21 protein-coding genes are annotated in these 21,810 nt (G+C 45.4%); 18 read left to right on the forward strand and 3 right to left on the reverse strand.

Annotated features, from left to right (window positions below; genetic code table 11):
• The first annotated feature begins 214 nt into the window (after positions 1-214).
• The 11 genes from miaB (at position 215) to hfq (ending at position 13,199) form a co-directional block, all read left to right on the forward strand.
• Complete coding sequence (gene miaB, locus ACSW3C_RS04225) at positions 215-1,765, forward strand: tRNA (N6-isopentenyl adenosine(37)-C2)-methylthiotransferase MiaB (RefSeq protein ID WP_486561059.1); 1,551 nt, start codon at positions 215-217, stop codon at positions 1,763-1,765.
• Positions 1,765-2,199, forward strand: a complete 435-nt coding sequence (locus tag ACSW3C_RS04230; RefSeq protein WP_238083929.1) for a YlbF/YmcA family competence regulator — start codon at positions 1,765-1,767, stop codon at positions 2,197-2,199. The genes miaB and ACSW3C_RS04230 overlap by 1 nt, the downstream gene beginning before the upstream one ends.
• A gap of 116 nt (positions 2,200-2,315) precedes the next feature.
• Positions 2,316-2,840, forward strand: coding sequence for an outer spore coat protein CotE (cotE, locus tag ACSW3C_RS04235; protein WP_486561502.1), 525 nt, complete (start codon positions 2,316-2,318; stop codon positions 2,838-2,840).
• Positions 2,806-2,955, forward strand: coding sequence for a hypothetical protein (locus ACSW3C_RS04240; RefSeq protein WP_486561060.1), 150 nt, complete (start codon positions 2,806-2,808; stop codon positions 2,953-2,955). The genes cotE and ACSW3C_RS04240 overlap by 35 nt, the downstream gene beginning before the upstream one ends.
• A gap of 428 nt (positions 2,956-3,383) precedes the next feature.
• Complete coding sequence (mutS, locus tag ACSW3C_RS04245; protein WP_486561061.1) at positions 3,384-5,945, forward strand: DNA mismatch repair protein MutS; 2,562 nt, start codon at positions 3,384-3,386, stop codon at positions 5,943-5,945.
• 26 nt (positions 5,946-5,971) lie between these two features.
• A complete protein-coding gene (mutL, locus tag ACSW3C_RS04250; protein ID WP_486561062.1) occupies positions 5,972-7,912 on the forward strand; it encodes a DNA mismatch repair endonuclease MutL in 1,941 nt (646 codons plus the stop codon).
• 19 nt (positions 7,913-7,931) lie between these two features.
• Positions 7,932-9,425, forward strand: a complete 1,494-nt coding sequence (gene glpK, locus ACSW3C_RS04255) for a glycerol kinase GlpK (RefSeq protein ID WP_486561063.1) — start codon at positions 7,932-7,934, stop codon at positions 9,423-9,425.
• A gap of 14 nt (positions 9,426-9,439) precedes the next feature.
• Positions 9,440-11,101: a glycerol-3-phosphate dehydrogenase/oxidase gene (locus ACSW3C_RS04260; RefSeq protein ID WP_486561064.1), complete on the forward strand. Its 1,662-nt coding sequence runs from the start codon at positions 9,440-9,442 to the stop codon at positions 11,099-11,101.
• Positions 11,082-11,993: an alpha/beta fold hydrolase gene (locus ACSW3C_RS04265; protein ID WP_486561065.1), complete on the forward strand. Its 912-nt coding sequence runs from the start codon at positions 11,082-11,084 to the stop codon at positions 11,991-11,993. Before ACSW3C_RS04260 ends, ACSW3C_RS04265 begins: the two co-directional genes overlap by 20 nt.
• Entirely contained in the window at positions 11,990-12,937 is a 948-nt protein-coding gene (gene miaA / locus ACSW3C_RS04270) for a tRNA (adenosine(37)-N6)-dimethylallyltransferase MiaA (protein ID WP_486561066.1), read from the forward strand. Before ACSW3C_RS04265 ends, miaA begins: the two co-directional genes overlap by 4 nt.
• A gap of 37 nt (positions 12,938-12,974) precedes the next feature.
• Positions 12,975-13,199: an RNA chaperone Hfq gene (gene hfq, locus ACSW3C_RS04275; RefSeq protein WP_238083915.1), complete on the forward strand. Its 225-nt coding sequence runs from the start codon at positions 12,975-12,977 to the stop codon at positions 13,197-13,199.
• Positions 13,200-13,274: 75 nt separating this feature from the next.
• Here the strand turns inward: hfq and ACSW3C_RS04280 are convergent, their stop codons facing one another.
• A complete protein-coding gene (locus ACSW3C_RS04280) occupies positions 13,275-13,877 on the reverse strand; it encodes a trimeric intracellular cation channel family protein (RefSeq protein WP_486561067.1) in 603 nt (200 codons plus the stop codon).
• A 115-nt stretch (positions 13,878-13,992) separates the two neighbouring features.
• On the opposite strand from ACSW3C_RS04280, the gene ACSW3C_RS04285 reads away from it, so the two are divergent.
• Positions 13,993-15,252, forward strand: coding sequence for a methionine gamma-lyase family protein (locus tag ACSW3C_RS04285; protein ID WP_486561068.1), 1,260 nt, complete (start codon positions 13,993-13,995; stop codon positions 15,250-15,252).
• A 39-nt stretch (positions 15,253-15,291) separates the two neighbouring features.
• On the opposite strand, the gene lexA is transcribed toward ACSW3C_RS04285, so the two are convergent.
• Entirely contained in the window at positions 15,292-15,912 is a 621-nt protein-coding gene (lexA, locus tag ACSW3C_RS04290) for a transcriptional repressor LexA (protein ID WP_207961941.1), read from the reverse strand.
• Between the two features lie 191 nt (positions 15,913-16,103).
• Here lexA and yneA point away from each other — a divergent pair, with 191 nt between their 5' ends.
• The 6 genes from yneA (at position 16,104) to ACSW3C_RS04320 (ending at position 20,680) form a co-directional block, all read left to right on the forward strand.
• The gene (yneA, locus tag ACSW3C_RS04295) at positions 16,104-16,418 is read left to right on the forward strand and encodes a cell division suppressor protein YneA (protein ID WP_486561069.1); all 315 of its coding nucleotides are present in this window, start codon (positions 16,104-16,106) and stop codon (positions 16,416-16,418) included.
• Positions 16,418-17,077, forward strand: a complete 660-nt coding sequence (locus ACSW3C_RS04300) for a YneB family resolvase-like protein (RefSeq protein ID WP_486561070.1) — start codon at positions 16,418-16,420, stop codon at positions 17,075-17,077. Before yneA ends, ACSW3C_RS04300 begins: the two co-directional genes overlap by 1 nt.
• Before the next feature lie 75 nt (positions 17,078-17,152).
• Positions 17,153-17,386, forward strand: coding sequence for a DUF896 domain-containing protein (locus tag ACSW3C_RS04305; RefSeq protein WP_486561071.1), 234 nt, complete (start codon positions 17,153-17,155; stop codon positions 17,384-17,386).
• A gap of 165 nt (positions 17,387-17,551) precedes the next feature.
• A complete protein-coding gene (tkt, locus tag ACSW3C_RS04310) occupies positions 17,552-19,555 on the forward strand; it encodes a transketolase (protein ID WP_486561072.1) in 2,004 nt (667 codons plus the stop codon).
• Positions 19,556-19,790: 235 nt separating this feature from the next.
• Positions 19,791-20,240 (forward strand): sporulation inhibitor of replication protein SirA, encoded by a 450-nt coding sequence (sirA, locus tag ACSW3C_RS04315; protein WP_486561073.1) that lies wholly within the window; start codon positions 19,791-19,793, stop codon positions 20,238-20,240.
• Between the two features lie 215 nt (positions 20,241-20,455).
• Entirely contained in the window at positions 20,456-20,680 is a 225-nt protein-coding gene (locus tag ACSW3C_RS04320) for a YneF family protein (RefSeq protein ID WP_486561074.1), read from the forward strand.
• Between the two features lie 203 nt (positions 20,681-20,883).
• Here the strand turns inward: ACSW3C_RS04320 and ACSW3C_RS04325 are convergent, their stop codons facing one another.
• Entirely contained in the window at positions 20,884-21,810 is a 927-nt protein-coding gene (locus tag ACSW3C_RS04325) for an alpha/beta hydrolase (protein WP_486561075.1), read from the reverse strand.

Below are 21,810 nucleotides of genomic sequence, written 5' to 3' on the forward strand. Positions count from 1 at the left end.
AGAGAGTTTTCCTCGCCGTTTTTCTTTTTTATTTGAGATCAAATAGAGAGCAAAATGGGTGGAGCCGGAAAAGGAGAAGGATCTCCGATTGTGGTTTTATTGTGACAAACATCCAACAATCCATCCACTCCTTGTAAAGCGAGGGGCTCTTTCGATATAATGGTGTCAGTATGGAGTAAATTTCCCGATGCTTGCAGGAAAGGGGACGACTAATTTGAATGAAGAACAACGCCTGGAAAACGGGCTTTTGAAACCAGGAATTACAAAACCTGTCCATAAAGAAGAAAAGGATTATAGCCAATATTTCCAATCTGTCTATAAACCGCCTTCGTTGAAAGACGCTAAAAAGCGGGGCAAAGAGGATATCGAATACCATCATGATTTCTCCATTGAAGAACAGTTTCGTGGAATGGGACAAGGCAAGAAGTTCTACATCCGCACATATGGCTGTCAAATGAACGAGCATGATACAGAAGTGATGGCAGGCATTTTCATGGAGCTTGGATATGAACCGACAGATTCAGTTAATACGGCTGATGTCATTTTGCTGAACACCTGCGCGATCAGGGAAAATGCGGAAAATAAAGTGTTTGGAGAGCTTGGCCATCTAAAGCCTCTTAAACTGGAAAATCCAAATTTGCTCATTGGGGTCTGCGGCTGTATGTCGCAGGAGGAATCGGTTGTTAAGAAAATATTAAAAACCTATGATCAGGTCGATATGATATTCGGGACGCACAATATCCACCGTCTTCCTAATATTTTGAATGAAGCCTATCTATCAAAAGAAATGGTAGTAGAAGTTTGGTCCAAAGAAGGGGATATCATTGAGAACCTTCCAAAAGTGAGGCACGGCAACATCAAGGCTTGGGTTAACATCATGTACGGCTGTGACAAGTTCTGCACTTATTGCATCGTACCGTACACTCGAGGCAAAGAGCGAAGCAGACGGCCGGAGGATATTATCCAAGAAGTTCGCCATTTGGCGTCCCAGGGCTATAAGGAGATCATGCTTCTAGGTCAAAACGTCAATGCATACGGCAAAGATTTCGAAGATCTTGACTACCGCCTCGGTGATTTGATGGATGACCTGCGGAAAATCGATATTCCAAGAATTCGGTTTACAACAAGCCATCCGCGTGATTTCGACGATCACTTGATCGAAGTGCTGGCGAAAGGTGGAAACCTTCTCGACCATATCCACTTGCCGGTCCAGTCTGGTTCAAGTGATGTATTGAAAATCATGGCACGAAAATATTCGCGTGAGCAATATCTGGAACTCGTCGGAAAAATTAAAGCCGCCATCCCTAATGTAACGCTCACAACGGATATCATTGTCGGGTTCCCAAATGAAACGGATGAGCAGTTCGAAGAAACTCTATCGTTATACAAAGAAGTCGGTTTTGAAATGGCCTATACGTATATCTATTCGCCACGGGAAGGCACGCCGGCTGCAAAGATGAAAGACAACGTACCGATGGAAGTGAAACGGGACAGGCTCCAGCGCTTGAATAAGCTCGTCAATGAGATGTCAGCAGAAGCGATGAAACCATATAAAGGAAAAACCGTGAAAGTCCTCGTAGAAGGAGAAAGCAAGAAAAATCCAGATGTGCTTTCCGGCTATACCGAGAAAAACAAACTCGTCAACTTCAGAGCCCCTCGCTCGGTGATCGGTGAAATTGTCGAAGTGAAAATTACAGATGCAAAAACATGGTCGCTCGACGGTGAATTCATCGGCGTAGTGAAACAGGAAAAGGTGACAGTGTAATGGAAAAAATGTATACAAAAGATGAAATCATCGCAAAAGCACGCGAGATTGCGCATATGATTGCCAATACAGAAGAAGTGGAATTCTTCAAACGGGCAGAGGCGCAAATCAATGAGAATCAGAAAGTCCGCGAAAAAATTGCCAGCTTGAAATCCCTTCAAACACAGGCAGTTAATTTTCAACATTATGAAAAGGAACGGGCTTTGCAAATAATTGAAGGCAAAATCGAAACGATTCAGCAAGAAATTGATGAGGTTCCAATTGTCCAAGAATTTAAGCAATCTCAAATGGAAGTGAATACATTACTTCAATTGGTCTCCAATACGATTGCCAATAATGTAACGAATGAAATTATCGAATCCACTGGCGGCGATTTATTGCGCGGCGAAACAGGATCGTATGTAGAAAACACAAAGCATAAACCGCTAGCCTAACACATAGAATCGGTGAGGATAAAATCCTTGCCGATTTTTTTCACTTTCTGGGCGTTTGTTGCATAGGATGAATAGAAGTCAACGAAGGAGGAAAAGAGCTGAAAAATTTACGGCAGATTGTTACAAAGGCAGTTATCGCAAAGGGGAAGAAACGGACCGAATCCGAGGTCTCATTAAAGCCGACGAATCGTCCGTCAAGCATACTCGGCTGCTGGGTGATCAATCATACGCACCAAGCGAAAAAAGCTGGCCGGTATGTGGAAGTAAGCGGAAAGTTCGATGTGAATGTCTGGTACTCCCACCACGACCATTCCAAGACATCCGTTTACACAGAAAGCATTTCCTACAAGGATCGTATTCGGCTCAATTATCGGGATGAACCGACTTCAGGACAGGAAGAAGTAATCGTCAACGTAGTTCAGCATCCAAATTGCACCGAAGCGGTCATCTCAGATTGCGGAGAGAAATTTGTCATCAAAGTGGAGCGCGAATTGGTAGCCGAGGTCGTCGGAGAAACAAAAGTATGCATCACCGTCCACCCGCACCAATTTGAAGAAGAATGGGCACTCCAAGACGAATCCTCCTCTCACGCAAGCGGAGCGGAAAATGCAGAAGCCAAAGGAAGCGAATCTTCACGCTAAAGCCGGTTCAAGCAGCCGGCTTTTTTTGTTGCTTGCAGATACTGCGTTAGTTTTGATTACTGGCGTTCATTTTGATAATCTGGCGTTCAGCTTGTTTTACTGGCGTTCATTTTGATAATCTGGCGTTCAGCTTGATATACTGGCGTTCATTTTGATAATCTGGCGTTCAGCTTGATATACTGGCGTTCATTTTGATAATCTGGCGTTCAGCTTGATATACTGGCGTTCATTTTGATAATCTGGCGTTCAACTTGATATACTGGCGTTCGTTTTGTTAATCTGGCGTTCAGCTTGATATACTGGCGTTCGTTTCATTAATCTGGCGTTCAGCCAGTTAATTGGCCATTGACCGATCTTCTACCGCTCACGCCGGCTCCATCCCACCGGTCCGCAGCAAGCATCCAGAAGATATCCGAATGAAAGGAACACATGCTATTTTCCGCGTATTGTCATTCTGCGTGGAAATTAATAGCCGAACCACTCGCGGCTTTTTCACTTCTGGTATACTACTACATATAAGAAATATAAATGCGAGGTTACAGAATGAGTACATATACACCGATGATCCAACAATATTTACAAGTGAAGGCGCAGCATCAGGATGCGTTCCTTTTTTTCCGCCTTGGCGATTTTTATGAAATGTTTTTTCAGGATGCCATTAATGCGTCCAATATATTGGAGATAACGCTAACGAGCCGGGACGGCGGAGCGGCAGATAAAATTCCGATGTGCGGCATCCCGTACCATTCGGCGGAAGGTTATATTGAGACGCTTGTCCAAAACGGGCACAAGGTAGCGATTTGCGAGCAGACAGAAGATCCGCGGAATGCGAAGGGCATTGTAAAGCGGGAAGTTGTCAAAATCATAACGCCCGGGACGATAACGGAAGGAAAGACAATTGATTCGCATACTAATCATTTTATCGGTGCGGCCGAATACTTAGGGGATCAGCAATATGGTTTTGCGTATTTGGACTTGGCGACAGGAGAAGGAAAGGCAGAGATCATATACGGTGATGAACGGTCCTTTATTGCAGAGGTGGAAGCGCTGAGCATAAAAGAGATCGTTGTCGGTGAACGCCTGCACATTGCGCTCAATGACAGCATGGCCAAGCGGAACATCGTGTTATCGATGGAAACCGGAAGGACGGATGCTGTTCCTGAAGAATTATCTATACATCTCCCAGAAACGTTAAAAGAGACATGTCATATGTTGTATGCCTATTTACGCAACATGCAGAAGACGTCCCTTTCCCACTTGAAGCCTTTTGAATTCATTAAGAAAAATACAAAGCTCTCTATCGATGCCAACTCCATGCGCAATTTGGAATTGATCCAATCCATTCGGACAGGCACGAAAGAGGGCACCTTATTCTGGCTATTGGATGAAACGGTAACGGCCATGGGTGCAAGGAAGCTGAAAATGTGGATCCGCCAGCCTTTAGCGGACGAGCAAGCGATTACGGAGAGGCAGAATATCGTTGCGTCCTTCTTAGAAGACTTCTTTTTACGTGAAGACCTTTCCAATGCGCTTCGAAATGTCTACGACCTCGAAAGACTGGCAGGACGTATTTCGATGGGAAGTGCGTCTGGAAGGGATTTGGCGCAGCTAAGGAATTCATTGCGAAATGTGCCGGAAATTAAGAGCTATCTTGCGAATTCCTCCCATGCAGCATTACGTCAATTCGCGGAACGAATCAATCCATGCAGCGAGGCTTGCAGTTTGCTCGAAGCATCTATTGCCGAACAGCCCCCTTTATCAGTAAAAGAAGGCGGGATCATTAAAGATGGCTATGATGAAAAGCTGGATCAATACAGAGATGCTTCGAAGAACGGAAAAGCGTGGCTTGCCGATCTCGAACGGCTTGAAAGGGAACGGACGGGTGTCAAATCATTAAAAATCGGCTACAACCGGATATTTGGGTACTTCATAGAAATTACGAAATCCAATATTCAATATGCGGATCTGACCCGATATGAAAGAAAGCAGACACTGGCCAATGCAGAAAGATATATTACGCCTGAGCTGAAGGAAAAGGAAGAATTGATTCTGAATGCGGAAGCGGATGGACAAGAACTTGAATATCAGTTGTTCTCGAGTATTCGGGATACGATGAAGGATTATATTCAACCAATCCAACAATTGGCAAGTGTATTGGCGGAGCTGGATGTTCTCCTCTCGTTCTCGGTTGTGGCGGAAAAACATAAATATACAAAACCGGCCTTCCATTCAGGCACCGGCTTGGAAATCAAAAACGGGAGACATCCAGTCGTCGAAAAGATGATGGACCACTCCCTTTACATCCCGAACAGCTGCACGCTGACCGAGGAATCGAACATGCTGCTCATCACAGGGCCGAATATGTCCGGTAAAAGTACGTACATGCGGCAAGTGGCATTAATTGTCGTCATGGCACAGATCGGCAGCTACGTCCCATGTGAATCGGCAACATTGCCAATCACCGATCAGATTTTCACCCGCATTGGGGCGGCGGACGATCTGGCATCAGGGCAAAGTACGTTCATGATGGAAATGATGGAATCGCAAAATGCGATCATGAATGCGACAGAAAGAAGTCTGCTCCTTTTCGATGAAATCGGAAGAGGGACGTCGACTTACGACGGGATGTCGTTGGCACAGGCGATGATGGAGCATATTCATAATAAAATCGGTGCTAATACTTTATTCTCGACTCACTATCACGAATTGACCAATTTGGATGAGCATTTGGAACGGCTTGTGAATGTCCATGTAGCTGCGATGGAGCAAGATGGAAAAGTAGTTTTCCTTCATAAGGTTATGCCAGGAGCAGCGGATAAAAGCTATGGGATCCATGTAGCGGAGCTTGCCGGTCTGCCAGAGGATATTTTGGAACGGGCGAAAAATCTGTTGAGAGAATTTGAAAGCGCCGCAACTACCGAAGTTGCTCATGCGGTATCGGAGCAAATATCATTTTTTGATTTGCAGACAGACTCCAATCAGATTACTGCGGAGGAGCGTGCCCTTTTGGATGCGTTCAGCCAATTGGATGTTCTTCAATTAACACCGATGCAAGCGCTGCAAACATTATATGATTGGAAAATCGGCAAGTCACAACAGAAATAAAGACTTTACGGAAAGGATGAGGCTGAGTGGATATCATTACGGTAATGGATGATGCGTTATCGAACAAGATCGCGGCAGGCGAAGTGGTTGAACGGCCTGCATCGATCGTAAAGGAATTAGTGGAAAATGCTATAGATGCGGGCAGTACGACGATTGAAATTGCTTTGGAGGAAGCGGGGCTCACTTCCATCCGTGTGACCGATAACGGGAAAGGCATGTCACGAAGAGACGCAGTGCTTGCCTTCGAGAGACATGCCACGAGTAAAATTAGCAATGAGCATGACTTATTCAGAATCCGGACACTCGGCTTTCGCGGAGAGGCACTTGCGAGTATCGCGTCCGTGGCGAAAATTCAGCTGTGGACATCTGATGGCGAATCGGAAGGCACTGAAGTGCAGTTGGAAGGCGGCCGGGTGATCAAACATGATAATGCTGCCTTTCGAAAAGGGACCGATATTATCGTCAGCCAATTATTTTTCAATACGCCGGCCCGGTTGAAATATATGAAAACGATTCAAACCGAACTGGGACATACGATCGATTTGGTAAACCGTCTCGCTCTGAGCCATCCTCATATCGCGTTTCAGCTGATGCATGAGAACCATAAAATTCTGCAGACGGCGGGCAATGGGGATCAGCGAAGAGTTTTGGCTGAAATATATAGCGTAGATGTCGCTCGCAAGATGATTTCGTTCAAAGGCGACAATGCCGACTATACAATTCACGGGTATATCACCTTGCCGGAAATGACAAGAGCCTCAAAAAATTACATGACACTTATCGTCAACGGCAGGTGGGTCAAAAGTTACGCTGTCAACCAGGCGATATTGGACGGCATGCACACGTATTTGCCCATTGGACGTTATCCGATCGCAGTTATCAATGTAGAGGCAGATCCCTATTTGACAGACGTCAATGTTCACCCTTCCAAGCAACAGATCCGTGTCAGCAAAGAAGGGGAATTGCTGGCGCTCATCAAAACATCCATTCATGAAGCAATCCGAAACCATATTATTATTCCGGATGCAATCAAAAAAGAGCCGGCAATCAAACGGCCATCCGAGCAAACGACCATATGGAATATGCAAGCTCAGACAATCGCTCAGGAACCGGTATCGTCTGAATTGATTCACACACCTACCGGGCAGCAAAAGGAGCGGTTTCAATCCTCTGCACCGAACACGTATATTCAACCGGAGCGACGGAATAATGAGACCGTGATGGAAGCAATGGCCGAGCAGCCAGCTCCTCCGGTGACAGAAGAAGCGGTAGAAGAAAATAGGGTGGACGAGGAAACGCAACTGGAATCTATATCGTCATTTGAAAATAAATCACATCTGGAAAACGAGACAGAACAGGCAGATGAAGCTAAGCCGGAAAAACGTTTTCCTTCTCTCGTCCCGGTTGGGCAAGTGCATGGTACGTACATCATCGCGCAAAACGAAGATGGCTTTTATATGATTGACCAACATGCCGCACAGGAACGGATAAAATATGAATACTTCAGAGATAAAGTTGCGAAAGTTGATCATGAGGAACGTCAGCTGCTGCTCATGCCGCTGATATTTCATTATTCCGGCAGTGATAAGACTACGATTGAGGAGCATATGGAGATGCTGCACGCCGTCGGAATCTTTTTAGAAGAGTTCGGCCCTTCGTCTTATACAGTAAGGGAATATCCTTCCTGGTTTCCAGCAGGAGAAGAGACAGCCATTATCGAAGATATTATCGAGCAAGTGTTGACGAATAAACAGATCAACATCGGCAAGCTGCGTGAGGAATCGGCCATCATGATGAGCTGCAAAAAGTCGATTAAGGCCAATCATTATTTGACATTCTCGGATATGGAGAGATTGCTGTCCGATTTATCGAAAGCCGAAAATCCATATACTTGTCCGCACGGCCGGCCGGTCCTTATTCATTTTTCAACGTATGAAATTGAAAAGATGTTTAAACGGGTAATGTGAATCAAGGGAGTGATGGTGAATGGGGAAATTTATATTAGCGATCGACCAGGGCACAACAAGCACAAGAGCGATTTTATTTAACAAGCAAGGGGAAATTGCCCATGTCTCTCAACGGGAGTTCAAACAATTCTACCCTCAGCCTGGCTGGGTAGAACATAATGCGAACGAGATTTGGGGTTCAGTCTTATCAGTGATCGCATCCGTATTGACGGAAAGCGGGAGCCGGCCCGAGGACATTGCGGGAATCGGGATTACGAATCAGCGGGAGACGACAGTCATCTGGGATAAGCAGACAGGGCAGCCTATTTACCATGCCGTTGTATGGCAATCCAGACAAACGCAGAGCATTATTGATGAATGGAAGCGAGAAGGATGGGAAGCGGAAATCAGAAATAAAACCGGACTCCAACTGGATCCTTATTTCTCTGCTTCCAAAGTAAAATGGATATTGGATCATGTGCAAGGAGCGAGAGAGCGGGCAGAACAAGGGGAGCTGCTCTTTGGCACGATGGAAACGTTTTTAATTTGGAAGCTTTCCGGAGGAGCTGTGCATGTTACCGACTATTCCAATGCATCCAGGACAATGCTTTTCAATCTCGAAACACTTGCTTGGGATGAGGAACTCTGTAAAAAGTTCGAAGTGCCTATGCAGTTGTTGCCTGAAATCAGACCATCCTCCGAAGTCTATGCACACACAGATCCAGCTGAATTTTTCGGCGCAAGGATACCGATTGCCGGCGCGGCGGGAGATCAGCAATGTGCGTTGTTCGGCCAGGCCTGTTTCCATGAAGGCATGGCGAAAAATACGTATGGCACAGGCTGCTTCATGCTTTTAAATACTGGAGATAAAATGGTTCGCTCTGAAAATGGGCTGCTGACGACTGTCGCATGGGGACTTGGAGGAAAAGTGACCTATGCCCTGGAAGGCAGTGTGTTTGTTGCTGGATCTGCCATCCAATGGCTGCGGGATGGATTGCGGATGTTCCAAAAAGCATCTGATTCAGAGGCTTATGCTGCGCGTGTCGCCTCTTCTGATGGAGTCTACGTCGTTCCTGCTTTCGTTGGGCTAGGCACCCCATATTGGGACTCGGACGCAAGAGGGGCCGTTTTCGGGCTGACAAGAGGGACAACTAAGGAGCATTTCGTGCGCGCAACTATTGAGGCACTTGCATATCAGTCCAAAGATGTCCTGTTGACGATGGAGAAAGACTCCGGTACGGGGCTGAATGTCTTGCGAGTCGACGGCGGAGCGGTCTCCAATGAATTCTTAATGCAGTTTCAGAGTGACCTGTTGCAAATTGAAGTGGAGCGTTCCAAATATTTGGAGACGACTGCGCTGGGAGCAGCTTATTTAGCCGGACTGGCAACTGGATTTTACAGTTCTTTGGAAGAGCTGGAGAAGTTATGGTCGAAGGAAAGAACTTATGCACCAAAGATGGATGTAAGTGAAAGAGATCGTTTGTATACGGGTTGGAAGAAAGCTGTGGAAGCGACAAGAGTCTTTAAACCGTAAAAGGAGTGAGACGTATGCTATCAGCAATGGAAAGGCCTAAATTCAAACAGTTTTTGCAGGAATATCATTTCGATCTTCTCGTCGTAGGAGGTGGGATTACAGGGGCGGGCATAGCGCTTGATGCCGTGACCAGAGGACTCTCCGTTGCTCTCGTCGAAATGCAGGATTACGCAGCAGGCACATCCAGCCGTTCTACGAAACTAGTTCATGGCGGATTGCGTTATTTAAAACAATTGGATATTAAAATCGTTGCGGAAACAGGAAAAGAGCGGGAAATCGTCTATAACAATGCACTGCATGTCACAGAGCCGGAACGAATGCTTCTCCCGTTTCATAAAGGAGGCACTTTTGGCCGATTTACTACTTCAGCCGGCCTCTTCGCGTACGATAAGCTGGCAGGAGTTCGGAAAGAAGAACGCCGGGAGATGCTGGCTTCAGACGAAGTCATCCAAATGGAGCCTTTAGTGAGAAAGGAAGGCTTGCTTGGCGGAGGGCACTATGTAGAGTATCGAACAGACGATGCCAGATTGACGATGGAGACGTTGAAAAAAGCGGCTGAAAAAGGCGCGGTCTGCTTGAACTACATGAAAGTCGAACATTTCAACTATGAGGAGGACGGCAAATTATCCGGTGCCGCCCTGTGGGATATGCTGGACGGCGACTATTTTTCAGTGAATGCATCCGTTATCGTCAATGCGACGGGACCTTGGGTGGACGAAGTTCGAAAGAAGGACGCCATATCCAATGACAAACGGTTGCGACTGACCAAAGGGATTCATATTGTCATCGACCAATCGGTTTTCCCTTTACGGCAAGCGATTTATTTTGATGCTCCGGACGGCCGCATGATATTTGCCATTCCGCGTGGCAGGAAAGCGTATATCGGCACGACGGACACATTTTTTGACGATGACCGCTCCAATCCGGCTGCCACGGAAGAAGACGTGGCATATTTGCTCGAGGCTGTTCATTATATGTTTCCCTCTGTGGCTGTTGATCGGCAGCATGTGGAGTCCACGTGGGCAGGTGTTCGTCCTCTCATCTACGAAGAAGGAAAAAAAGCCTCTGAAATATCTCGGAAAGATGAAATATGGGAGTCGGAGACGGGTTTGATCACTATTGCGGGCGGCAAGCTGACAGGCTACCGGAAGATGGCGGAAACCGTTGTGGACCGAGTGGTCAAAAAGTTTCCGAAAAAAGAATTTAGCCCTTGTATAACGGAGCACCTGCGTTTATCAGGGGGCGAATTTGAAAATGAAGAACAATTTAAGGCGTTCCGGGAAAGCAAAGCAAATGAGGCTGTATTATTCGGCATTTCAGAAGAAGAAGGTATGCGCCTTGCTTCCACTTATGGCACGAATGTGGACATTGTGTTTAACTACGCACATGCGATGACTGCGGAGAATAGCGTTCTGCCGGCTGTCTTGAAAGCGGAGATCTTATATGCCGTCCATTACGAGATGGCGATGACACCATCTGATTTCTTCATCCGCCGCACAGGCGATTTGTATTTTCATATCGCAAAGGTGAAAGAATACAAAGAGGATGTGACAGACTATATGTCACATTTGCTGGCGTATTCGGCTGAGGAGAAAACAAGGTACTTGCGAGAATTGGAGCAGCAGATTGAACTGGCGCAAGTGAAGGGGGACAGTCATGCACTTTCGAACAATTGAGATGGAAGATGGAACGAGTATTCATGCCTGTATGATCCAGCCGTCGATACAACCGATTGGCCATATTCATATTTTGCATGGGATGTCCGAGCATATCGGCCGTTACGAAGAATTTATGACTTTCCTCGCTGCACATGGGTATGTCGTTTCAGGGCACGACCATCGAGGCCACGGAAAAACAGCCTTGTTAAATGGTTTTCTCGGCCACTTCGGGGATGACGTAACATTTGACCGTATTGTACAAGACGCCCATGAAGTGATTTCATTGTTTCGCAGGGAGCTGCCTGTCGAGAATTTTATCTTGTTTGGGCATAGTATGGGATCATTTATTGCCAAAAGATATGTACAGTGCCATCAAAATATAGACCGGCTTATCTTGTCGGGAACTGGTGGTGATCCAGGCATAGGCGGCGCAGCTGGAATCGGCCTTGCCCGGATTTCTGGTCGGCTGGGTCGATTTGACACGCGCGATCCTTTGTTGAATAAACTTGTCTTCGGTGCTTTCTCGAAATCCGTTCCTCAAGCGATGACTCCATTTGATTGGTTGTCCACCAATTCTGAGTCGGTACGGGAATATATCGACGATCCGCTTTGCGGTGCTGTGCCAACGACAAAATTTTTCCTGGAGTTATTTACAGGACTGAAAAAAGCGAACAATATACAGCTCCATAAAACAATTAATGAACAACTGCCAATTCTTTTTCTTTCAGGAAGTGAAGATCCGGTCGGGAGGAAAGGAAAAGGGGTTTGGGAAGCTGCCCGGCAATACGAAGAAGCTGGAATAAAGCAGATTACTGTGATGTTGTATGACGAAGGCCGTCACGAAATGCTGCAAGAACAAAATCGGCAGGAAGTATTTCATTTCATCGTGGATTGGATAGAGGAAAAATGAATCAGAAAAAAACAGTAATCGCTATCGTAGGACCGACTGCGTCGGGGAAGACAGCGTTAAGTGTCGAATTGGCTTCACATCTGGATGGCGAAATTATTAATGGAGATTCCATGCAAGTCTACCAAGGACTTGATATTGGAACTGCAAAAATTACAAAAGACGAGATGGGTGGAATTCCACACCATCTTTTTGATACGAAAAAACCGACGGAAGATTATTCGGTTGCGGATTATCAGAATGATGTCAGAAGCTGCATCGAAGAGATTTCCTCAAGAGGAAAACAACCGATCATCGTTGGGGGCACTGGATTGTACATACAAGCGGTCCTCTTTGATTTTCGTTTTACCGAACAGGCGGGGGATCCGGCTGTCCGTAACAAACTGGAACAGGATGCCGCTGAACAAGGGAGTCAAGCGCTTTATGACAGACTGAAGCAGCTCGATCCAGATAGTGCGGAGAAAATCCATCCGAACAATACGAGGCGAGTGATCCGGGCATTGGAAATCATTGAGGTGACCGGGAAATCAAAGATGGATCATGAGCAGGGGAAAGGCGATAAGGTGCTCTATCCTCATCTGCTGATTGGACTGGATCTTCCAAGGGATCTTCTTTATGAGCGGATTGACCGCCGTGTGGACGCCATGGTCGAACAAGGTCTCGTGGATGAGGTGAGAACTCTTTGGGAGCAGGGGATCCGGGGAACTCAGGCTGTTCAGGCGATTGGTTACAAAGAGTTGTATCTCTATTTAGACGGGTTTCTTTCTCTCGAAGAAGCAGTCGAGCTCGTAAAGAAAAACACAAGAAACTATGCCAAACGTCAATTGACCTATTTGAGGAATAAAATGAAAATATCCTGGTTCGATGCGACAGAGGATCGACAAGAAATGATTGATGGAATTTTGACATTATTGAAGGATTTTCAAGCAGAGGAGCCGAATAGTTAAAAAGAGAGTTAGAAAAATAGAACTGGAGGATGGGCAAATGTCACAGGGAAATATGCAAGAAGTATTTTTAAATTCACTGCGAAAAAACAATACCTTCGTTACCGTGTTCCTATTGAACGGGTTTCAATTGAAAGGGCTCGTCAAATCGTATGATAATTATACGGTTTTACTGGAGTCAGACGGGAAACAACAATTAATTTACAAACATGCCATTTCCACATATGTTCCTTCAAAACCTGTCATACTAAAAGAAGAAGAATAAACTGAAGCGACTGTAGAAGAATCGATAGATGAACTTCTACAGTCTTTTTTTAATTATGTTGTGCCTAATCCAATGTTAATGATGATAGTTGCCATGCGGAAGCCTCCAATGAAACAAGTAGGACAGAATTCGAAGCCCTGCCGTAATGACCAGTAGGGCATAGAGTGCCATGTCATAATGGTAGGCGCCAAGGCCGACGATGATGCCGGCGACAGCTGCCCAGACGGCATAAATATCCTTTTTAAAAACGAGCGGCCTTCTCCCGGCAAGAACATCCCGTATAACCCCTCCGCCAGCGCCAGTAAGAACGGCAGCGACGGCAACCGCAAACAAGGTCATATCCAAACGGACAGCAAGCATAGCCCCTTGTATAGCAAAGGCAGCGAGCCCGATTGCATCAAAATAAGTGCCCCATCGATTCCAATGGTGCAGGATGTACTTTAAATAGAAAAATACGATTAAGATTAGTACAGTTGCGACAATAAATAAGAAATGTTGATCCCATAGCACCGAAATCGGAACGCCAATTAATAGATTCCGAACCGCGCCTCCTCCAAAAGCAGTGACCATTCCTAATATATAGACACCAAATAGATCATAATCCTCTTCCATTGCGACCAGAGCGCCGGAAATGGCGAATGCTGCTGTGCCGATCAAGCTGAAAACTTCCCACGCCATTCTTTCTCCTCCTCTATAAATAAACAGGCCCTTACGTATTATGCCGTTTCTATTTGACGTGCGCAACTAGACTGTTAAGATAATGTAGTGAATACTAATGGAATGAGGAACAAAAATGACGACCTATGATGAAACAACCTTACTGCAGCGTGCCGAAGAAGTGGAGGGCATGATTGCGCCATACGTCAAAGATGTGGAGCAGAACGCTTTTATTAATCAGAAAAAAGTGCTGGCAGCTTTCCGCGCCAATGCGGTCAGCGATTTCCATCTTACCGGTTCAACGGGCTATGGCTACGACGATACGGGCAGGGATGTACTGGAACGAGTATACGCGGATGTATTTGGAGCGGAAGCATGCCTAGTCCGCAATCAAATCATATCAGGAACGCATGCCATCTCCATCAGTCTATTCGGCGTCCTCCGTCCAGGCGACGAGCTCTTATATATTACAGGCAAACCATACGATACACTGGATTCGATTGTATCGGGCAAAGGAAAAGATACCGGATCTCTTGCGGATTTTGGCATTACATATAAGCATGTTGACTTAAAGAGCGATGGAACAGTGGATTTCGACGAGATTGCAAGACAGATCGGACCGAAAACGAAAATGATTGGAATCCAGCGCTCGAAAGGGTACTCCAGCCGCCCTTCATACAGAATCGACGAGATCGAAACGATGATTTCTTTCGTCAAATCGATCAATAACGAGCTGATCGTGTTTGTCGACAACTGCTACGGTGAATTTGTAGAAACGAAAGAGCCGACGGAAATCGGTGCAGACCTGATGGCAGGTTCACTCATAAAAAATCCTGGGGGCGGACTTGCCCGGACAGGCGGTTACATCGCAGGCCGAGCGGATCTAATTGAGAAATGTGCGTACCGTATGACTTCACCGGGACTCGGAGCAGAAGCAGGCGCATCCCTCGATACGTTATTAGAGATGTACCAAGGTTTCTTCCTGGCTCCTCACGTAGTGAGCCAAGCGGTCAAGGGAGCTCTGTTCACGTCGGCATTTTTGGAGAGCTACGGATTTGACACAACTCCGCATTATGAGGTGAAGCGCACTGATTTAATCCAATCAGTCAACTTTAAGACGCCAGAACAAATGATCGCTTTCTGTAAAACAATTCAAGAGAACTCGCCGATCAATGCCCACTATTCACCAGAACCATCTTACATGCCTGGATATGAAGACGACGTCATTATGGCGGCGGGAACATTCATACAAGGCTCCAGCATCGAACTGACTGCCGATGGCCCAATTCGTCCCCCATACACGGCATACGTGCAAGGAGGATTGACATACGAACATGTAAAAGCGGCAATTATCGCGTCCGTTGCTAAACTGGCTGAAGCAGGATTAATCCGATAAGAAAAAGCTGTTCCCGTATTTGCAACGGGAACAGCTTTTTTAATGAATCAGCCGATAGACGCCGATTACCTTGCCCAGTATGGACACGGAATTGACGATAATCGGTTCCATAGATGAATTTTCTGGTTGCAGGCGGAAATAATCTTTTTCTTTATAGAACCGCTTAACAGTCGCTTCATCCTCTTCTGTCATTGCTACGACGATTTCGCCATTATTGGCAGTATGCTGCTGTTTCACGACAACATAGTCACCATTCAGAATGCCGGCTTCAATCATACTGTCACCGACAATTTCCAGCATGAATAATTGGTCATCTGAAGTACCGTACGTCTCCGGAAGTGGAAAGTACTCTTCTATATTTTCAATTGCCGTAATAGGTTGTCCTGCTGTAACCTTACCGACTAATGGAACGTGGAGAACACCAGGCTTTAATGCATCAAGCCCCTCCGGATCCAATATTTCAATTGCTCTTGGCTTTGTCGGATCCCGTCTGATGAACCCTTTGCTCTCTAGCCTGGCCAAGTGGCCATGAACGGTTGAACTGGAAGCAAGGCCGACCGCTTCTCCGATTTCCCGTACGGATGGCGGGTACCCTTTTAACCGAACTTCTTCTTTAATAAATGTCAAAATGTCCTGCTGTCTCTTAGAAATTTTCTTCAAACGTCTCACCCCTCTAATCTAGTCATACTCGAAAGATTGCTAACGCACATGACCGAATGATTCCTTACCGATAGTATAACAGGTGTTCGGTTAAATGGCAAACAGAGGTTCGAAAATAGGTTGACAAGGGAAATTTCCTATCCTATAATGAGAACAAACATTCCGAACAGACATTCTAGGAGGGCGTTCTAATGAGATTCTTACAAAAATACATATTTCTGATTTTAATCATGGCGACAAGCATTTCATTCACATGGATCGGAACTTACAAACATAAGGAACCAGCAGTATTTACAGAAATAACAGTATCGGAAGGCGACACGCTATGGCAGCTGGCCACCGTGCTGTCTGACGGCAAGAGAATTGATAAGTGGATCGATGATGTGATGGCTATGAATGATTTGGATTCATCTTTCATTCGAACGGGTGATCGGTTGAAAGTGCCTCAAGTTAAAACGGCTCCTGTCGAAATGGATCATTTCGAGCTGGCTGGAGAAGGAAAATAATGAGGGGCCGGATGAGGTGCGTTTTATATACTCGTGTGAGTACGGAAAAAAATGAGCAGGAAATTTCCCTTGTAAGGCAACAAGAAGAGCTGGCAGCACTTGCCGCAGAGATGGGCTATGAGCTGGTACAAACCTTCTCTGATAAGCATAGCGGCTATGATATTGACAGGGAAGGTTTGCTCAGCCTTCTTGAATTTGTAAAGCGGGAAGGCATTGAAGCTGTTCTGATTCAGGACGAGACACGGCTGGGAAGAGGGAATGCCAGAGTCGCTATTTTACATTTGCTTGCGAAGACAAATACGACTGTCATTACAAATCATGACAGTGGCCCGCTGCAATTGAATGAGATGGATACAATGTTATTAGAAATATTATCTATAGTGGAAGAATACCAGCGGAAAATTCATAACGCGAAAATTAGACGTGGAATGAAAAGAGCAGTTATACAAGGATACCGGCCGGAGAAGAACTTGAAGAACAAAGGGAACAGCGAAGGCCGTGAGCGCTTGGACGTTCCGACGGAAGAAATTGTTTCACTGCGAAAAAAAGGACTGACTTTCGAAGAGATTACAGGTATTTTGAAAGGGCTTGGCCACTCCATCAGCAAAGCGACAGTCCACCGAAGATATAAAGAATATGAAGAACAGCAGGAAGGCTGAATGGTTGCACTTCCTGCTGTTTTTGTATACTTTTTATGATAGCGGTATATTCGATTTTTTAGGAGGACCACAGAAATGCTATCAGAAGACAAAATTAAACGAATCAACGAGCTTTCAAACAAATCAAAGACAACAGGGTTATCGATAGAAGAGGCAAAGGAACAAACAGCCTTGCGGAAGGAGTACTTGCAATCATTGCGGACTTCCATGCGAAATACGATTGAGAGTGTGAAAGTGATCGATCCGGAAGGGAACGACGTGACACCTCAAAAGGTGAAAGATGCCCGCAATAAAAAGTATCCGAATTGATAAGATGAAAAACGAAGGCAGGTTGAATTGAGATAAAGTGATAGAAATTGAGTTTTACGGCAAGCCGGTCAAACTCGATTTGTATTTCTCCTTCATTTTGACTACACTAGAGTGGGAATACTTTAATTAGATCTACTAGAGATGGAAACAGGAAGGATGACAGACATGACCGAACAAATCGATCAACTAGCCATTAATACCATTCGCACATTATCTATTGATGCGATTGAAAAAGCGAATTCAGGACACCCTGGATTGCCGATGGGAGCTGCTCCGATGGCATACACTCTTTGGACCAAACATATGAAACATAACCCATCGAATCCAGAATGGTTCAACCGAGATCGTTTTGTCCTCTCTGCAGGGCATGGCTCAATGCTGCTTTACAGCTTGCTCCATCTTAGCGGATACGGACTTTCGATGGATGAAATTAAGAACTTCAGACAATGGGGCTCCAAGACGCCAGGACATCCTGAGTATGGGCATACAGCAGGCGTCGAAGCGACAACTGGCCCACTCGGTCAAGGGATCGGAATGGCGGTCGGCATGGCGATGGCTGAAAAGCATTTGGCTGCCACATACAACAAACCAGGCTACGACGTAATTGACCATTATACGTATGCTCTTTGTGGCGACGGAGACCTAATGGAAGGGGTAGCAGCCGAATCAATCTCATTGGCTGGCCACCTCCAGTTGGATAAACTCATCGTTCTCTATGACAGCAATGACATTTCTTTGGATGGCGAGCTCGATATGTCCTTCACTGAAAATATTCAAAAACGTTTTGAATCATACGGCTGGAATTACATCCGGGTCGAAGACGGCAACAATATCGGTTTAGTCTCCAAAGCAATTGAACAGGCGAAGTCGAACTCAGGCGGACCGACGATTATTGAAGTAAAAACTGTCATCGGCTACGGCTCTCCGAATAAATCAGGCAAAGCGGATGTCCATGGTGCGCCGCTTGGCGAAGATGAAATGAAGCTGACAAAAGAATACTACAAATGGACTTACGAGGAAGACTTCCACGTTCCGGATGGCGTTTATGAAACGTTTAAAGAAGCGACCGACCGTCTTGGCGTGCTGGAAGAACAACGCTGGAATGACCTTTTTGCTCAATACGAAGCAGAACACGGAGAACTTGCACAGCAATTGAAACGTGCGATCCAAAATGAAATTCCAAGCGAAGTCACAGAAGCATTGCCTTCTTATGAAACAGGCAAATCGGTTGCGACCCGTTCCGCTTCAGGCGATGCCATCAATGCAATTGCTAAGAAGCTTCCATCCTTCTTTGGCGGAAGTGCCGATTTGGCCGGTTCTAACAAAACTTCAATGAAAGGGGAAGGCGACTTCCTGCCAGGAAATTATGCTGGCCGAAATATCTGGTTTGGTGTTCGTGAGTTCGGAATGGGTGCGGCACTTAATGGTATGGCGCTGCATGGCGGTTTGAATGTATTTGGCGGTACGTTCTTTGTCTTTAGTGATTACGTCCGACCTGCTATTAGACTTTCAGCGCTAATGGGCTTGCCGGTCACATACGTCTTCACTCATGACAGCATCGCTGTAGGGGAAGATGGACCGACACATGAGCCTGTAGAGCACTTGGCTTCCTACCGTGCGATGCCAGGACTGAACGTCATTCGTCCAGCAGACGGCAACGAAACTTCAGCTGCCTGGAATATTGCGGTCACATCACAAGACACACCGACATTACTCGTACTTTCCCGTCAAAACTTGCCGGTTCTCGAAAAGTCCGGTGAATTGGCGATGGAACAAGTGAAAAAAGGTGCATATGTCGTTTCGCCAGCAGGCAAAGAAACCGCAGATGCCATTTTGATCGCAACGGGTTCTGAAGTAGGATTGGCAGTCAAAGCACAAGAAAGCTTAAAGAAGGAAGGAATCGAGGTATCTGTCGTTTCCATGCCTTCCTGGAATCTGTTTGACCAGCAAGATGAAGCGTATAAGGAAACCGTATTGCCTAAATCCATTACGAAGCGTCTGGCTATCGAGATGGGATCTTCGCTCGGCTGGCACAAGTATACAGGGACTGAAGGGGATGTCCTCGGCATCGATACATTTGGCGCAAGTGCCCCTGGAGACACAGTAATTGAGCAATATGGCTTTACGGTAGAGAATGTTGTTAATAAAGTTAAAAAGCTGATTGGTTAATAATCGCAGGGGAGCGTTGGGAATAGTTGATCCCAACGCTTCTTTGTTATTAGCGTTTACGAAATTATGCTGAATCGTTTGAAATAATAGGAACAGGGTATGGAATATTATATCAACAAACATTAAATAGATTGAATTGTCATACTCATACGACAATAATAGTGAAATTATTTAACACAAACTGACAAGTTTTTCATATGACATTGTGTAGGATAGAGCAAAGGGGGTGATGGTTGTGAGATCTTACGAAATTTACAAAGTGAAAAATGAATATCTATCATTTATCATTGGGCGGGAACGTTTGCTCTATGATCTGTTAAAAGAAGAATCAAATCATCAGCAACCAGCTCAAGAGATCCAATACTTATGCGATCATATTGAAGAATTGACAATTGACCAGGCCATCATGGATCATTTAGGCAAAAACTTTTCTTCTGTCGAGGCAGAAGAAGGAACCTATCGATTAACGCATCCAATGAAAGGTTCTATCTATATTTCGGTGTCCCCTTATTCTGTACAAGCCTATTGCGATGGCTCAAGAATGCTCGATTTGGATCTGTTTGTCGCATTATCCGGTTCACATGACCGGTACTTTGCGGTAATGGAAGGTGTTGGTGAATGGGGATGGCTGAAGCCTGTCAAACATGCCAATCACTTAGTATCCGAAAAGATGATTTCTTTTTAGTAATAAATGAACCGCGTAAAAAGGGCCGTCCCTGAAATGCACCCCATTCATAAGGTGCCATTCAGGAACGGCCTTTGTACATGTGGGGATAAAAAAAGTAGATGAAAGGAAAATAACGATTTTGCATGGAGTCATTGCCATATTGCATCCCGATGTTGTATAATCCATCATGGTGGAGTAAACTTGATTTTGGTAAGTGAAGGAGGTAAAAGCGGATGGGCACAGTTTGGTGGATCCTAATTGTCGTCGTCGCATTAATTGCTGGTGTGGCCCTTGGATTTTTCATGGCACGTCAATACATGATGAAATATCTGAAAGAAAACCCGCCAATCAATGAGCAAATGCTGCGCATGATGATGATGCAAATGGGACAAAAACCTTCACAAAAGAAGATTAATCAGATGATGGCACAAATGAACAAGTTGAATGATAAGAAATGATTGTAAATCGTTAGGAGTAACGATTGTATCAAATCAAACTTCGGCCATGTTCGTGTTCATAAAATGGATATATCTTTCTTGGCATAATTCAATTAATTGGGACAAGTCATCTTTCTTATCGTGAAAATTGATAAGGAAGATGGCTTTTTACTTGTCCAAATTGTTCATGAAAAACCCCGTCCTTGTGATCAGGACGGGGGCAATCAATTCATCAAATGGTATTCGGTTAGAAAACCTTCAATCGTCTCTTCGTACGCCTCCGAGTTTTCGTTAAACGATTTTGCATGCGCCCCTTTTTCAAAAAGCTTCATCCGTTTCTGGTCTGGCTTTAATTCGAATAATTCCTTTGTCATCTCAGGCAAAATAAAGTCATCCTCCAGGCTATGAATGAATAGCATGGGCTTCGAAACATTTCCGATCACTTCACGAGGCGAAACCAATGTGGTTGTATAGCCATCACGAATTCTTAGAAATAAATTGGCAATACGCAGTGTCATTCTTGAACGAAGCGGTGTGTTAATTCGGAGGATATGAAGAATTTGTTCCGAGAAATCGGAAAACGGACAATCTACAATATAAAAGTCGGCTTCTTCTTCAAATTCACCGCCATACAAAATGGTAGTGGCGGCGCCCATGGATTCACCATGGATACCTAAAATCGCCTCGCTGCCGATTTGTTTGCGGACAGCATGGACAATTGCTTGCAGGTCCTGCTTTTCATAATACCCGAAGCTCGTTGTTTTACCTCCTGAGTCGCCATGCCGGCGATGGTCATAGACGACAGAATTAAAACCGAGCCTTTCAAACAGCCGGGCATACTTCATTGAATTGATTTTATTTTCCGTGACGCCGTGGCAAATGATGACAGTCTTCTTGGTGTCAAGAGGTTTCAGAAAGACGGCTCGCAGCGGATACCCATTTGGGGAATCAACCCATAGGTCTTCTTTCCGGACAGTTTCATACCAATGCTCATCAAACCGTTTCGCGCCAACTTCCCGCTTCAAAATGACATCGCTGTCTTTCAATTTCATATACATCAGGCGATTCGTGGCGACGAAACCCAGAATGGAAAGCAGGGCAGTGGTTACACTGCCGATCAACCCGGTGATATATACGATACGCCTCTTCAA

The organism is Sporosarcina sp. AD_1 (assembly GCF_057373025.1).